Genomic DNA, 14,623 nt, shown 5'->3' with positions numbered 1-14,623 from the left:
CGCTACCTCCACGCCGCGGAACGCCTCTGCGCGCGCGTCGCCTTCCTCGCGACCCGTTCGCTCGCCGCCGCCACGAAGGCGCTCGGCGCACGCCCGGTCGCCCTCCTCCCGGCCGACGCCATCGTCGCCGACCTCGCCCTCTTCGTCGCGACCGGCGCCGCTTCCCGGGCGCTCGCCGCCGCCCGCGACGCCGCCTAAACCGGCCGAGCGCGCGTCGAGAAAGCACGGAGTGCCAGTTTTTTTCAAGGCTGGCCGGCGTGTGGAACCGTTCGGTCGTCAAAATAGTGCTCCATGCCCTGCGACGATCGCGATAGCGTGCTCAAGTCGCGTCGAACCCTCGCCTTGTCGGCTTGGGCCTGACGGGGCAGCGGTCAAACAACGCTCGACGCATTCGCGCCGGGCCCGGAGGCGCAGCATTCCGATGATCTACGAGTCGTCCTACGAGGGGCTTCGTGAGGCCTGCCGAAACTTCGATCTCCGCCGCGAGCGACTCGCGAAGGGGGCGATTGAGCGCTGGCTCGAGCCGACCGTGGGGCCTGGATTGTCGAGCGACAAACTCCTTTCCCACATCATCGCCGACGCGATCTACAAGCGCGTCACGGGCGAGGAGGGCTACTTCGATACGCGCGTGGCCTATGTCTCGGAGTCCGGCCCGGGCAACAACCGCACCAAGCGCATCGCCATCATGGACCAGGACGGCGCCAATCCGCAGTACCTGACCGACGGTTCCTACATCGTCATGACCCCGCGCTTCAGCTCGACCAGCCAGGAGCTGACCTACATGGCCCTGCGGCCGACGGGCTCGTCGATCTACCTGCTGAATCTGGAGACCAGCCGCCAGGAGACGGTCGGCAAGTTCCCCGGCATGGTGTTCGCCCCGCGCTTCTCGCCCGACGGCGGCAAGGTGGCCTTCTCGGTCGAGAAGAACGGCAACAGCGACATCTATGTGATGGACCTGCGCAGCCGCTCGACGACCCGGATCACCACCGACCCGGCCATCGACACCTCGCCCTCGTTCTCGCCGGACGGCACCAAGATCGTGTTCAACTCCGACCGGGGCGGCCAAGCGCAGCTCTATGTGATGAACACCGACGGCACGGGCGTGCGCCGCATCTCGTACGGCGGCGGGCGCTACACGACCCCCGTCTGGAGCCCGCGCGGCGACTTCATCGCCTTCACCAAGCAGACCGGCGGCGAATTCCACATCGGCGTCATGCGCCCCGACGGCAGCGACGAGCGCCTGCTGACCACCAGCTATCTGGACGAGGGCCCGACGTGGGCGCCGAACGGTCGCGTGCTGATGTTCTTCCGCGAGGGCGGCGGCGGCGTTCCCAAGCTCTGGACGGTGGACATCACCGGCCGGATCCTGCGGCCGGCCGCCTACAATGGTTCGGGCTCCGACCCGGCCTGGTCGCCGCTTCTGGACTGACAAATCGCGGAGGCGCGCAACCTTAGCCTTGCGAGCGCGTTTCCAGGGCTCTAACTCGGCGTCGCCAGGCGCCGGGATTTTCCCTTGCGGAAGAGTTTCGGCGTCGCCTGACGGACTTCTGACGTCATTGTGAGGTCCCGCCAGGCATTTAGCAGGTCCATTGCCGGCATGTCGCAGGTATGGATCAGGTCCAGAGTTGTTGACTTGAGGAGAAACTGGATGAGCTTCGACACCCAGCGCGCCGCTAGACTGGCGCTCGTCGGCCTGGCCGCCGCCTCGCTTGCCGCCTGCGCTTCGCGTCCGAAGCCCCAGCCCGCCGCGCCGACGCCGCCCGCGCCGCCGCCGGCCCAGGAGCCTGCTCCTTACACCCCGCCGCCGGCGCCGCCGGTCGCCCAGGGCCCGCTGCCGGGCTCGGTGCAGGACTTCGTCGTCAATGTCGGCGACCGCGTCTATTTCGACACCGACGAATATTCGGTCCGCGCCGACGCCCAGCCGGTGCTGGCTGGCCAGGCCCAGTGGTTGAACCGCTATCCGGCCGTGAAGGTCCGCATCGAAGGCAACGCCGACGAACGCGGCACCCGCGAATACAACCTGGCCCTCGGCGCCCGTCGCGCCAACGCCATCCGCGACTTCCTGATCGCCCAGGGCGTCGCCGCCTCGCGCATCGAGACCATCTCGTTCGGCAAGGAAAAGCCGATCGACGCCGGCACGACCGAAGAGGCCTGGGCCAAGAACCGTAACGGCCACACGGCCATCACGGACGGCGCCCGCTAACATCGATGAACCCTTCCCCCTTGATGGGGGAAGGGCAGGGATGGGGGTGATGCAGCGGTTCCTGCTCGCAAGACCCTATATCACCCCCACCCAACCCTCCCCCATCAAGGGGGAGGGCTTTTTGTGCCGCACTTTTGTCCGTAATCGGGGCATAGTCGACGATATGAAGCTCAAATCCGCCCTGCTCGCCGTCCTGTTCGCCTCCAGCGCCGCCGTGGCCGTGGCCCAGACCCCGCTGCCGGAGGCCGATCCGCTGGACGACCGCTCGGTCAAGCGCGTGGAGCGGATGGAGAAGGTGGTCCGCGAGCTGCGCGCGATCGTCTTCCAGGGGCGCGACACCGGTAAGCCCGTCGTGGTCCAACCCGCCGAGACCGACGCCCAGATCGCGGCCCTGAACGACCGGGTCACCGATCTGGAGCAGACCCTGACCAAGCTGAACGGCCAGAACGAGACCGTCACCTTCGAGCTTGGCAAGGCCAACAAGGCGGCCGCCGACCAGAAGGCGCGCGCCGACGCGCTGGAGCAGCGCCTCGCGGCGGTCGAGAAGACGCTGGCCGACCTGCAAGCCGCCGCCGCCAATGGCCAGCTGGCCGCCGGCGCCGCCCCGGCCGCCGATGGCGCGGTCCCCCCGCCGCCCCCGCCGCCGGCCGATCCGGCCGTGGCCTTCAAGCAGGCGCGCCAACTGCTGCTGGACGGCGACTACGCCAACGCCGAGCAGGCCTTCTCGACCTACGTCACCAACTATCCGGACAACGCCAAGACGCCGGAAGCCCGCTACTGGCTGGGCGAGACCCTGTTCGTGCGCGAGGCCTATACCGACGCCGCCGCCGCCTATATCGGCGCTATCCGCGGCTGGCCGCAGACCAGCTGGGCGCCGGACGCGACCTTGAAGCTGGCCCGCTCGATGGTGGCCTTGAAGAAGACCACCGAGGCCTGCCGCACCCTGGACGAGCTGGCCAAGCGCTATCCGAAGGCCTCGTCGCAAGTGACCTCCCGCGCGGCCTCGACCCGCGTCGCGGCGAAGTGTTCGTAAACGCCTGAGCCCTCTCTCCTTGAGAGAGGGAGGGGCCCATCGCTTGCGATGGGAGGGTGAGAGGGTACGCTCTCACCGAACTTGGCGCGGGTCGCCGCTGCATCGTGAAGGGCTAGGGATTGTCCGGTGGACGGTGAAACCTCTCACCCTCCCACCGCCTCCGGCGGCGGGCCCCTCCCTCTCTCGAAGAGAGAGGGAATCTCGCGCGCCTTCGCCCGCCGTCTGGATGCTCTGGCCGAAGCCCCGCTGGCTGTCGGCTTCTCCGGCGGCGGGGATTCTCTGTTTCTTCTGAAGACGGCGCTCGATTGGGCGCGGCCGCGGGGGCGGCGCGTGCTGGCGCTGGTCGTCGATCACCAACTGCAACCTGACAGCGCCTTATGGACGGTCGAGGCGGTCCAGAAGGCGAGCGCCTTGGGCGCCGAAGCGCGCGCCCTCGCCTGGACCGGCCCCAAGCCTGTCGCCGGCCTTCCAGCCGCGGCCCGCCGCGCGCGCCACGCGCTGCTGGCCGCCGCCGCCCGCGAGGCCGGGGCCTCGGTCCTGCTGCTGGGACACACCGCCAGCGACCTCGCCGAGAGCGCGGCCATGCGCGCCGAGGGCTCGACGGTCCCCGATCCCCGCGAATGGGCGCCGTCGCCGGTCTGGCCCGAGGGGCGCGACATCTTCCTGCTGCGGCCGCTGCTGTCCCTGACGCGCGGAGAGATCAGAGCGGCGCTGACCGCCGAGGGCGAGACCTGGCTGGAAGATCCGGCCAACGCCGACCTGCGTTATGCCCGCGCCCGCGCCCGCGCCCGGGCCGGCGGGGCCGATGAGAGCGTCGCGGCGCCGGAGGTCGCAAGGCCGCCGCCTGTCTTCTCGATCGATCCGGCCGGAGCCATCCGCCTGCCGCGAGATGTCGCCGCCGCCCATCTGGCCGCCGCCCTGCTGTGCGCGGCCGGGACCGAGCGCCCGCCGCGCGGCGAGCGGCTGGAGCGCCTTGCGCAGCGCCTGCGCGACGGCGAGACCTTCACCGCCACCTTGGCCGGCGCGCGGATCGAGGCGGACGACGCGGTGCTGATCTGTCGCGACGCCGGCGAGACGGCGCGCGGCGGTCTCGCGCCTCTGGAGCTGGCGCCGGGCGAGACCGGCGTATGGGACGGTCGCTGGGAAATCACCGCCGGCGCGGAGCCCCTGGCGATCTCCGCGCTGAAGGGCCAGGCCTCCCGCCTGTCGCCCGAGCAGCGCGGGCGTCTGGTCAAGCTGCCCGCCGCCGCCCGGCCCAGCTTGCCGCTGGTGCTGCGGCATGGCGCGGCGCCGTGCTCGCCCGCGCTTGACGGCCCGGACTTTGCAGCCGAAGGGGGAGGGCGCGCGCGTTTGCTCGTTCTGGGTCGTTTCGAGGCCGCCGTCGGCCTTTATGACCAAGAATGCGTGACCGGACGTCGCGTCCGTGGCGCAACCGCTCGCGAGCCCTTATCTTGAGGGGCGAAGACCTATCGTTGGGAAGACAACCCGTATGAATTTTCGGAACGCAGCCATCTGGCTGGTGATCGTGGCGGCCCTGCTGGGCGTGTTCTTCGTGAGCCAGAACGCGCGCACCAAGGGCGGCGGCGAGATCAGCTATTCGCAGCTCCTCAAGCAGGTCGACGCCGGTCAGATCAAGTCGGCCGAGATTTCCGGCCAGGTCGTCCAGGCCAAGGACGCCAGCGGCAAGGTGCTGACCGTCAATGCGCCGATCGACTCCGATGAGTTGGTCAACCGCATGGTCGCCAAGAACGCCGACGTGAAGTTCAAGAGCGGCTCGATCAGCTTCCTGGCCATTCTGGTCCAGCTGCTGCCGATCCTGCTGGTCGTGGGCGTCTGGCTGTTCTTCATGCGCCAGATGCAGGGCGGGGCGAAGGGCGCCATGGGCTTTGGCAAGTCCAAGGCCCGGCTGCTGACCGAGAACAAGAACCGCATCACGTTTGAAGACGTCGCCGGCGTCGACGAGGCCAAGGAAGAACTGCAGGAGGTCGTCGACTTCCTGAAGGACCCGGCCAAGTTCCAGCGCCTGGGCGGCAAGATCCCGAAGGGCGCCCTGCTGGTCGGCCCTCCTGGTACGGGTAAGACCCTGATCGCCCGCGCGGTCGCGGGTGAAGCCGGCGTGCCGTTCTTCACGATCTCGGGTTCGGACTTCGTCGAGATGTTCGTCGGCGTCGGCGCCAGCCGCGTCCGCGACATGTTCGAGCAGGCCAAGAAGAACGCGCCCTGCATCATCTTCATCGACGAAATCGACGCCGTCGGTCGCCATCGCGGCGCCGGCCTGGGCGGCGGCAACGACGAGCGCGAGCAGACCCTGAACCAGCTGCTGGTCGAGATGGACGGCTTTGAGGCCAACGAAGGCATCATCCTGATCGCCGCCACCAACCGTCCCGACGTCCTGGACCCGGCCCTGCTGCGTCCGGGCCGCTTCGACCGTCAGGTCGTGGTGCCGAACCCGGACGTCTCGGGCCGCGAGAAGATCATCCGCGTGCACATGAAGAACGTGCCGCTGGCCGCCGATGTCGACGTCAAGACGCTGGCCCGCGGCACCCCCGGCTTCTCGGGCGCGGATCTGGCCAACCTGGTCAACGAAGCCGCCCTGATGGCCGCCCGCAAGAACCGCCGCATGGTCACCATGAGCGACTTCGAGCAGGCCAAGGACAAGGTCATGATGGGCGCCGAGCGCCGCTCGATGGCCATGAACGAGGAAGAGAAGAAGCTGACGGCCTATCACGAGGGCGGCCACGCCATCGTGGCCCTGAACGTCCCGCTGGCCGACCCTGTCCACAAGGCCACCATCGTGCCGCGCGGCCGGGCTCTGGGCATGGTCATGCAGCTGCCGGAAGGCGACCGCTACTCGATGAAGTACCAGCAGATGACCAGCCGCCTGGCCATCATGATGGGCGGCCGGGTGGCCGAGGAACTGATCTTCGGCAAGGAGAACATCACCTCGGGCGCCTCCAGCGACATCAAGGCGGCCACCGACCTGGCCCGTAACATGGTCACCCGCTGGGGCTATTCCGACGTGCTGGGCACGGTGGCCTATGGCGACAACCAGGACGAGGTGTTCCTGGGCCACTCGGTCGCCCGCACCCAGAACGTCTCGGAAGAGACCGCCCGTCTGATCGACAGCGAGGTCAAGCGCCTGGTGCAGTACGGCCTGGACGAGGCCCGCCGCATCCTGACCGAGAAGATCGAGGACCTGCACACCCTGGGCAAGGCGCTGCTGGAATACGAGACCCTCTCGGGCGAGGAGATCGCCGGCGTGCTGAAGGGTGTGCCCCCCAAGCGCGAAGAGGAAGAGACCAAGGAGACCATCGTGGCGCCCTCGCTGGTGCCGCTCTCGCCAGGCGCCGGCGCCAGCGTCACCGCCTGACGCCGCCGAGGTTTCCAAGGATCAAGTCGGCTCGAGAGAGCCGGCTTTTTTCTTGTCCAGCTGAAACCCGTTCGCAATGGAGGCGTTCAAGCTTCACCGCAAGTTCGCGGTCCGGGGCGCCGCCGACCGATGGTCACAACGCTGACAGACGAAACGGCCGGCGCGGCCTTCGCCCCTGGCGACTGGGCGGAAGCCGGTTTGCCCTCGCCATCCGCCTGGCCCGCGGCCCTGAAGGTCGCCGCTGGCATGATGCTGGCCTCGCCGATCCCCTCGTTCCTGGCCTGGGGTGAGCGCGCCGCGACCCTGCACAACGACGCCGCCCGAGCCATGCTGGACCTGCCCGACGCGGCGGGCCGCCCCTTCGCCGAAGTCTTTCCCATCGCCCAGGCGGGCGAATTGCTGGCGCGCGGCCGCGCCGGCGAGAGCGTCAAGCTGGAGAACGTGCCCTTCACGCGGGCCGGCCAGGAGGCTTGGTGCAACCTGCTGGCCTCGCCCGTGCGCGACGAGGAGGGCGTGGTGCGGGGCGTGCTGCTGCACTGCAACGACATCACCGCCCGCGTTCTCGACGACCGGGCGCGTCTGGCCGAGGAGCGCCGCTACCGCGCCCTGTTCGAGTCGATGGACGAGGGCTTCTGCGTCATCGAGTTCCTGGATAGCCCGCACGGACCCGACAGCGACTACATCCACATCATGGCCAACGCCGCCTATGAGCGGCACGCCGGCATTCCCAATGTCGTCGGCCAGAAACTGCGGGAGATGGTGCCGGACGAAGCCGACGCCTGGGTCGCGCGCTACGGCGAGGTGCTGCGCACCGGCGTGCCAATCCGCTTCGAGCAGGAGCTGGTCGCCACGGGCCGGCATCTGGCGCTGTCGTCGTTCCGGATCGAGCCCCCGGAGCTGAAGCAGGTGGCCGTGCTGTTCCAGGACGTCACGGACCGCAAGCGCACCGAGGCGGCGCTGCGACACCTGAACGAGACGCTCGAGGCGCGGATCGCCCAGGCGCTGGCGGAACGCGAGCGAACCGAGGAGGAACTGCGCCAGGCCCAGAAGATGGAGGCGGTCGGCCAGCTGACCGGCGGCCTGGCCCACGACTTCAACAACCTGCTGGCCGGCATTTCGGGCGCCTTCGAGATGATCGGCGCTCGCCTGGCCCAAGGACGGACCAGCGACGTCGAGCGCTATCTGGGGGCGGGGCAGGGCGCTGCGCGGCGGGCGGCGGCCCTGACCCATCGCCTGCTGGCCTTCTCGCGGCGCCAGACCCTCGCGCCCAAGGCGATCGTCATCAACCGGCTGATGGCCGATTTTGTCGAGCTGGTCCGCCGCACGGTGGGCCCGTCGATCGATGTCGAGATGGTGGCGGCCGCCGGCCTGTGGCCGACCCTGGTCGACGCCAATCAGCTTGAGAACGCGCTGCTGAACCTGTGCATCAACGCGCGCGACGCCATGCCGGACGGCGGGCGGATCACGATCGAGACGGGCAACCGCTGGCTGGACGAGCGCACCGCCCGCGAGCACGGACTGGAGTCCGGCCAGTACGTCTCGGTCTGCGTCAGCGACACCGGTTCGGGCATCGACAAGGCGACGCTGGAGCGGGTGTTCGATCCGTTCTTCACCACCAAGCCGATCGGTCAAGGGACCGGGCTGGGCCTGTCCATGGTCTACGGCTTCGCGCGCCAGTCGAACGGCCATGTGCGGATCTATTCCGAGGTCGGCCAGGGCACGATGGTCTGCCTCTATCTGCCGCGCCACCTGGGCGAGGAGGACGAGGAGCCGACGCCCGCCGCGCTGGACGCCGCAGCGACCCACGCCGGCCAGACGGTGTTGGTAGTCGACGACGAGCCGACGGTGCGGATGCTGGTGGTCGACGCCCTGACCGAGCTCGGCTACGCGGTTCTCGAAGCTCAGGACGGGGCGGCGGGCCTGCGCATCCTGCAGGGCGATCGCCGGGTCGATCTGCTGATCACCGATGTGGGCTTGCCAGGCGGGCTGAACGGCCGCCAGGTGGCGGACGCGGCCAGGGCCCTGCGTCCCGAGCTGAAGGTCCTGTTCATCACCGGCTACGCCGAGAACGCCGTGCTGAACCACGGCCATATCGAGCACGGCATGGAGGTGCTGACCAAGCCTTTCGCCATCGGCGACCTGACTGGACGCATCGACCGGATGCTGTGCGAGGGGTAAAAGCCGGGCCATGAGCCTCGCCGCCCGCTCCACCGCCGCGCGTCCCCAGGTGATGGGGATCGTCAATGTCACGCCCGACAGCTTCTCGGACGGCGGCCGCTTCTTCGATCCGGCGGAAGGGATCGAGCACGCGCGCCGGCTGATCCCCCAGGGCGCCGACATCCTCGACATCGGCGGTGAGAGCACCCGGCCGGGCGCGACGCCGGTCTCGGCCTTCGAGGAGATCCGGCGGGTCGTCCCGGTGATCGAGGCGGTTCGCGCGGCCAGCGCTGTCCCCATCTCGATCGACACCATGAAAGCCGAGGTCGCGCGCGCGGCCGTCAAGGCCGGCGCCAGGATCTGGAACGACGTCAGCGCCCTGCGCTTTGCGCCGGAAGCTCCTGAGGTCGCCGCCGAGCTCGGCTGCGAGGTCGTGCTGATGCACATGCTGGGCGAGCCGGGGACCATGCAGGAGGCCCCGCGCTACGACGACGTGGTCGCCGAGGTCGAGGCCTTCCTGCTGGCCCGCGCCTTCACCGCCATGGCCGCCGGCGTCGCCAAGGAGAAGATCTGGCTCGACCCCGGCATCGGCTTCGGCAAGACCGTGGAGCACAACCTGGCCCTGCTGGCGGCGCTGCCCCGGTTCGTGGCCCTGGGCTATCCGATCCTGCTGGGCGCCAGCCGCAAGCGGTTCATCGCGGGCGTCGATCCGTCCGCCCGCGAGGCCGACGACCGCCTGGGGGGCTCGCTGGCCGCGCATCTGGCCGCCGCCGCCGCCGGCGTCGCGGCGGTCCGCGTCCACGACGTCCGCGAGACCGTCCAGGCGCTAGCGGTTCAGGCGGCGATCGCGAGCGCCTAGGCCCCGCTCAGCCGCCAGTAGGTCGCGTACCTCTGGTGGGCGATGCGGTGGTAGGGGACGAGGCGCACCGCGACGCCCTCGGCCGAGGCCACGGTAAACTCCAGGGGCTTGCCGGTCGGGCGGATGCGCGCGGCGATCGACGCCGGATCGCCGGCCAGGGTCGGAGCGGCGAACGGGCCGTCGTTGTACTTTCCGTACAGCCGCTCGTTGACGACGATGTCCGCCCCGGGCGCAAGGCCCTCGGTCCCCAGGGCGCCCGCCAGCACCAGCGGGCCATGGGTGAAGGCGGCGATGCCCGGGGCGGCGGGATCGGCCTCGAAGCCGGTTTGCATCGCAAGGCGCAGCTCGACCGTGTCGCCGTCGTTCCAGGTCCGGGCGATCTCCAGGAAGCCCGGGGTCTTCGAGCGCAGGGCGACCTTGCCGTTGACCAGCACGGTCGCGGTTTGACTCCAGCCCGGCTGGCGCAGTTTCAGCGTCAGGGCGGTGGGGCGCTTGAGCCCCCAGCGCAGGGTGGTGGTCGGATCGTCCGGGAAGGTCGTGGTCTGGGTCAGGGTCGCGTCGTGGGCCTTCCAGGCGACCTTCGACGGGATGAACAGGTTCACGTACAGCGACCGGTCGTCGTGGAAGTAGATCGAGTCCCGGTACTTGGCGTGGTTCTCCATGCCGGTGCCGGTGCAGCACCAGAACGAGTCCACGGGCGTGCAGTAGAGCTTCATGTAGCCCGGCCGCGCGCCCTGGAAGTAGGTGACCATGCCGCTGTCGGGGTCCTGCGAGGCCAGGATGCCGTTGTAGAGCGTGCGCTCGTAATAGTCGGCGTACTCGGCGCGCGGGTCCTGGGCGAACAGGGCGCGGGTCAGCTTCAGCATGTTGTGCTGGCAGCAGGTCTCCGAGCCCTTGGCCGAGAAGACGTGCTTTTCGAAATCGGCCCTCGGGAAGAAGTGCTCGCCGTCTCCGTTCCCGCCCGTGGCGAAGGACCGCGTCCGCGTGACGGTTTGCCAGAAGAACAGGGCGGCGTCGCCATAAGGGCCTTGACCGGTCACCTCGTGGACGCGCTGGAAACCGACGACCTTGGGAATCTGGGTGTTGGCGTGCAGGCCGTCCAGCGTATCGCGCCGCTGGGACAGCGGGGTCAGTAGGGCCTTGTGCGAGAAGCGTTCGGCGGCGGTGCGATAGCGCGTGTCGCCGGTCAGGGCGAAGAGGTCGGCGAAGACCTCGTTCATGCCGCCATGCTCGGTTTGCAGCATGGTCTCGAACTGGGCGTCGGACAGCGGCGCGGTCGCGTCGACCGTCCAGTCGGCCAGGCGCAGCAGCACGGCGCGGCTGGTCTGGCTGTCGGCCAACTGCCAGCCGTCGCGCAGGCCGGCGAACACCTTGTGCAGGGTGTACCAGGGCACGCCGGTGATCTTCTCGCCGCGGATGTGCGCCTCGACCAGGGCGGGGCCTTTCGGGAAGGCGCAGACGAGGCCGGCGTTCGAGGCGGCCTGGCAGGCGGCCAGTTCCTCGGCGATGTAGTCCACCCGTTGCTTGAAGCGCGCGTCGCCGGTCGAGCGGTACATCAGGGCGCAGGCCGACTGGTAGTGGCCCAGGGTGTGGCCGTGGCAGTTGATGTCGGCCCAGGTCGCCTCCGACTCCCAGCCGCCATAGGGCGGGGCCTTGGGCTTGAGGCCGGCGTTGGTGCGAAAGGCGCTGAGCAGGCGATCCGGCTCCAGCGACAGCAGATAGGCCTCGGTCTGGCGCTGGGCGTGCAGGAAGGGGCTGTCCAGCAGCTCGACATCGCGCATGTCGAAGGCGGAGAGGCCTCCCTGACCGCCGCGCCGGGGCTCGGCCGCGAGGATCGGGGTCGAGGCCATCGCCGCCAAGCCGCCCGCAAGCACATAGCGCCGGGGCCAACCCGGACCGACGGAGCAGCAGTCATCCTGGGCCATACCCGAAACTCCCTGACGCGATGCGACGCTCGCCGCTTATTAGTAGGAGTAATAGGGGCTGAATGACGCCGAGGAAAGCGCTTCCGCCAGGTCTCCCCATCGCCTCGATTCCCGCCTACATCTGCCGCCATGTCGCAAGCTCCCGCCCAGGCGCCGCAAGGCCGCGTTCTCGTCATCGCCGGATCGGACTCCGGAGGCGGGGCGGGGATCCAGGCCGACATCAAGACGATCACGGCGCTGGGCGGCTATGCGGCCACCGCGATCACGGCCGTGACCGTGCAGAACACCCTGGGCGTCACTGGCGTCCATCCGATCCCGCTGGACGTCATCGCCGCCCAGGCGCGGGCGGTGCTGGACGACATCGGCGCCGACGCGATCAAGACCGGCATGCTGGGCGACGCGGCCGTGGTCGAGACCGTCGCCGCCGCGATCGATCACGCGGGCGCGGTCCCGGCGGTGGTCGACCCGGTCATGGTCGCCAAGGGTGGCGCGACGCTGCTGGCCGAAGCGGCGATCGGCGCGGTGAAGTCGCTGATGATCCCCCGCGCGGCCTTGCTGACACCCAATGCGCCGGAAGCCGCGGCCCTGACCGGCCTGACCGTCGAGACCACCGATGACCTGCGTCGCGCGGGCGAGGCGCTGCTGAGTCTGGGCGCCAAGGCGGTGCTGATGAAGGGCGGGCATGTGGCCGGAGACCGCGTCGTCGACGTGCTGATGACGACCGACGGCGAGACGACCTTCGAGGGCGAGCGGATCGAGACCCGCCACACCCACGGCACCGGCTGCACGCTGGCCTCGGCCTGCGCGACCGGCCTGGCCCAGGGCCTGCCCCTTGAGCAGGCGGTCGCTAGGGCCTGGAACTATGTCCACGAGGCCATGTTGCGCGCGCCGGGGTTCGGCGGCGGTCACGGCCCTCTGGACCACGGCTGGACGCTGCGCGCATGACCGATACGCTGAAAACCCGCCTTGCCGAGATCGTCCGCGCCACGCCGACCACCTGGGCTGTGCTCCAGACGGCGCGGGACCTTGATCTGCCCGACTGGATGATCTTCTCCGGCGCGGTCTACCAGCCGGTCTGGAACCACCTGACCGGACGGCCGCTGGACTATGGCATCAAGGATTATGACCTGGCCTATCACGACGCCAGCGACGTCAGCTACGAGGCCGAGGACGTGGTCATCAAGCGCGTCGCCGCCGCCTTCGAGCCGCCGCTGCGCGATCTGGTCGAGGTCCGCAACCAGGCGCGGGTCCACCTGTGGTTCGCCGACAAGTTCGGCGCCGACGAGCCCTATCCGCCGCTGGAGACCAGCGCCGCGGCGCTGAAGCGCTTCGTGGCCACGGCGTTCTGCGTCGGCGTGCGGCTGGAGACGGACGACAGCCTGACCGTCCACGCGCCGTTCGGCCTGGAGGACCTGTTCGCCCTGCGCCTGCGGCCCAATCCGCTGCGGCTGAAAGGGGCGGGCGGCTGGGAGCGCACGACAGGTTCGGCCAAGGCCCGCTGGCCGGAGATCACGATCGAGGGGTGAGAGCTCCTGTTCGCCAAAATCCCTTGTCATCCCGGAAGCCTCGCAGAGGCTATCCGGACCAGGGGCCGCCTCACTGCCGCGTGCCCGGCCCTCCGCTACGCTGCGGCCGGGATGACACGAGGTAGCTGTGTGGATGTGTTTGGACTGTCGATTGTCACCGGGACAATAAAGGCTTTGCGCGGCGATCTCCGCCCGCATAACAGCGATGTCCATCGGATTTCCGGGAGGTCGCCCGCATGCGCCAGTGGACTATCGACGCCTTCGCCAGCGCCCCGTTCAAGGGCAACCCCGCCTGCGTGGTCGAGCCGTTCGACGCCTGGCCTTCCGATTCTTGGATGCAGGCCCTGGCGGCCGAGAACAACCAGGCCGAGACGGCCTTTCTGCTGAAGACGAATGACCCGGCGCGCTATGGCCTGCGCTGGTTCACGCCGGCCAAGGAAGCGCCGCTCTGCGGACACGCCACCCTGGCGGCGGCCCATATGCTGTTCGCCGAGCTGGCCGTCGACGTCCCTTTGCTGACCTTCGACACGCTATCGGGGCCGCTGACGGTGAAGCGCGCCGGCGAGGGGCTGGAGATGGATTTCCCGGCCGATCCGCCGCGCCGGACCTCGGTTCCCGATGGTCTCGCCGAAGCGCTAGGCGCGACGCCGGTCGAGGTCTGGGCGGGGGCCTATCTGATCGCGGCGCTGGAGGACGAGGCGACGGTGCGGGCCCTGAAGCCCGATCTCTCGGCGCTGAAGGCGATCGGCGGCGAGGCGACCGGCGGGCCGGGCCAGACCGTGGTGGTCGCCTTGGCCGATCCGGGCCAGCCCCATGCGGTGGTCAGCCGCTTCTTCGCCCCCGGCTTCGGCATCCCGGAGGACCCGACCACGGGGTCGGCCCACTGCATTCTCATGCCGCTGTTCGGCGACAAGCTGGGCGCCGAGGTCCTGAAGTTCCACCAGGCCTATCCCGGCCGGGGCGGGGACCTGGAATGCGAACGCCGCGGCGCGCGCGTCTTGCTGCGCGGCCGCGGCGTGACGGTGGTGGAGAGCCGGCTCCGGGTGGAGCCGACCTTCAACTAACAGGGCTTACCAGCGGCCCGGGCCGCGGTGGTCGCCATAGCCGTAGCCATAGTCGCGGTCATGGCGCTCGTAGCGCACCTGGGCGCTGATGCGGTCGAAGCGGCGGTCGAGGTCGGCGCGCTCCCAGCCGCTCAGGCCGTTGCGGCGATAGCGGTGCTCGAGGCGCTCGGTGTCACGCAGCTCGGCGCGCAGTCGGTAGGCTTCCGAGCGGGTCAGCGAGCCGTTGCGCAGGCCGATGTCGATACGGCGCTCCAGCTGGTCCTGGCGCTGGTTGATCGGCTGGGCCGAGGCGACGGCGGGAAGGGCGGCGGCCGCCAGGGTCGAGACCGTAACGATCGGGATCAGAATCTTCTTCATCGGTTCGGTTCCTCTTGAACATCTCCGCCGACCGATCCCGGGGAGGTGGGAGGACGACGTTGAGGCTAGAGAAACACGCGACGGCTGAAGCGGTTCTGAGCCGCTTGTTGTCTCGTGTTCAGGAAGATT

At 69.5% G+C, this 14,623-nt stretch carries 11 protein-coding genes and 2 pseudogenes; 11 read left to right on the top strand and 2 right to left on the bottom strand.

Annotation, left to right across the window (positions count from 1 at the left end; all coding sequences use genetic code 11):
• The 8 genes and pseudogenes from Q0379_RS20055 to folP all read left to right on the top strand — a co-directional run.
• Nucleotides 1-198, top strand: a 198-nt coding sequence (locus tag Q0379_RS20055) for a hypothetical protein (RefSeq protein ID WP_299015869.1), incomplete at its 5' end; no start/stop codon positions are given.
• A gap of 361 nt (nucleotides 199-559) precedes the next feature.
• Nucleotides 560-1,429 (top strand): annotated as a pseudogene (tolB, locus tag Q0379_RS20050) (Tol-Pal system beta propeller repeat protein TolB); the annotation flags it as partial.
• 204 nt (nucleotides 1,430-1,633) lie between these two features.
• A complete protein-coding gene (pal, locus tag Q0379_RS20045) occupies nucleotides 1,634-2,203 on the top strand; it encodes a peptidoglycan-associated lipoprotein Pal (protein ID WP_299015866.1) in 570 nt (189 codons plus the stop codon).
• A gap of 163 nt (nucleotides 2,204-2,366) precedes the next feature.
• Complete coding sequence (ybgF, locus tag Q0379_RS20040) at nucleotides 2,367-3,236, top strand: tol-pal system protein YbgF (RefSeq protein ID WP_299015863.1); 870 nt, start codon at nucleotides 2,367-2,369, stop codon at nucleotides 3,234-3,236.
• 198 nt (nucleotides 3,237-3,434) lie between these two features.
• Nucleotides 3,435-4,691, top strand: a complete 1,257-nt coding sequence (gene tilS / locus Q0379_RS20035) for a tRNA lysidine(34) synthetase TilS (protein WP_299015878.1) — start codon at nucleotides 3,435-3,437, stop codon at nucleotides 4,689-4,691.
• Nucleotides 4,692-4,725: 34 nt separating this feature from the next.
• On the top strand, nucleotides 4,726-6,606 hold the full coding sequence (gene ftsH / locus Q0379_RS20030) for an ATP-dependent zinc metalloprotease FtsH (RefSeq protein ID WP_099538118.1): 1,881 nt from the start codon (nucleotides 4,726-4,728) through the stop codon (nucleotides 6,604-6,606).
• Nucleotides 6,506-8,784, top strand: a pseudogene (locus tag Q0379_RS20025) (ATP-binding protein). The gene ftsH and the pseudogene Q0379_RS20025 overlap by 101 nt, the downstream one beginning before the upstream one ends.
• Nucleotides 8,785-8,794: 10 nt before the next feature.
• Nucleotides 8,795-9,622, top strand: coding sequence for a dihydropteroate synthase (gene folP / locus Q0379_RS20020; protein ID WP_299015857.1), 828 nt, complete (start codon nucleotides 8,795-8,797; stop codon nucleotides 9,620-9,622).
• Here the strand turns inward: folP and Q0379_RS20015 are convergent.
• Nucleotides 9,619-11,547 (bottom strand): glycoside hydrolase family 127 protein, encoded by a 1,929-nt coding sequence (locus tag Q0379_RS20015; RefSeq protein ID WP_299015855.1) that lies wholly within the window; start codon nucleotides 11,545-11,547, stop codon nucleotides 9,619-9,621. The genes folP and Q0379_RS20015 overlap by 4 nt on opposite strands.
• Nucleotides 11,548-11,676: 129 nt before the next feature.
• Between Q0379_RS20015 and thiD the strand changes: the two genes are divergently transcribed.
• The 3 genes from thiD to Q0379_RS20000 all read left to right on the top strand — a co-directional run bounded on the left by thiD (nucleotide 11,677) and on the right by Q0379_RS20000 (nucleotide 14,137).
• Entirely contained in the window at nucleotides 11,677-12,492 is an 816-nt protein-coding gene (gene thiD / locus Q0379_RS20010; RefSeq protein ID WP_299015852.1) for a bifunctional hydroxymethylpyrimidine kinase/phosphomethylpyrimidine kinase, read from the top strand.
• A complete protein-coding gene (locus Q0379_RS20005) occupies nucleotides 12,489-13,073 on the top strand; it encodes a nucleotidyltransferase family protein (protein WP_299015849.1) in 585 nt (194 codons plus the stop codon). Before thiD ends, Q0379_RS20005 begins: the two co-directional genes overlap by 4 nt.
• Nucleotides 13,074-13,309: 236 nt before the next feature.
• Nucleotides 13,310-14,137 (top strand): PhzF family phenazine biosynthesis protein, encoded by an 828-nt coding sequence (locus Q0379_RS20000; RefSeq protein WP_299015846.1) that lies wholly within the window; start codon nucleotides 13,310-13,312, stop codon nucleotides 14,135-14,137.
• A 6-nt stretch (nucleotides 14,138-14,143) separates the two neighbouring features.
• Here Q0379_RS20000 and Q0379_RS19995 read toward each other — a convergent pair whose 3' ends face one another.
• Nucleotides 14,144-14,494: a hypothetical protein gene (locus tag Q0379_RS19995; protein ID WP_299015841.1), complete on the bottom strand. Its 351-nt coding sequence runs from the start codon at nucleotides 14,492-14,494 to the stop codon at nucleotides 14,144-14,146.
• Between the last annotated feature and the right edge of the window lie 129 nt (nucleotides 14,495-14,623).

Origin of the sequence: uncultured Caulobacter sp., from assembly GCF_937900395.1 — a bacterium.
Classification (GTDB): Bacteria; Pseudomonadota; Alphaproteobacteria; order Caulobacterales; family Caulobacteraceae; genus Caulobacter.
Note: the sequence above shows the minus strand (reverse complement) of the source record. Positions and strands in the feature narration are given on the sequence as shown.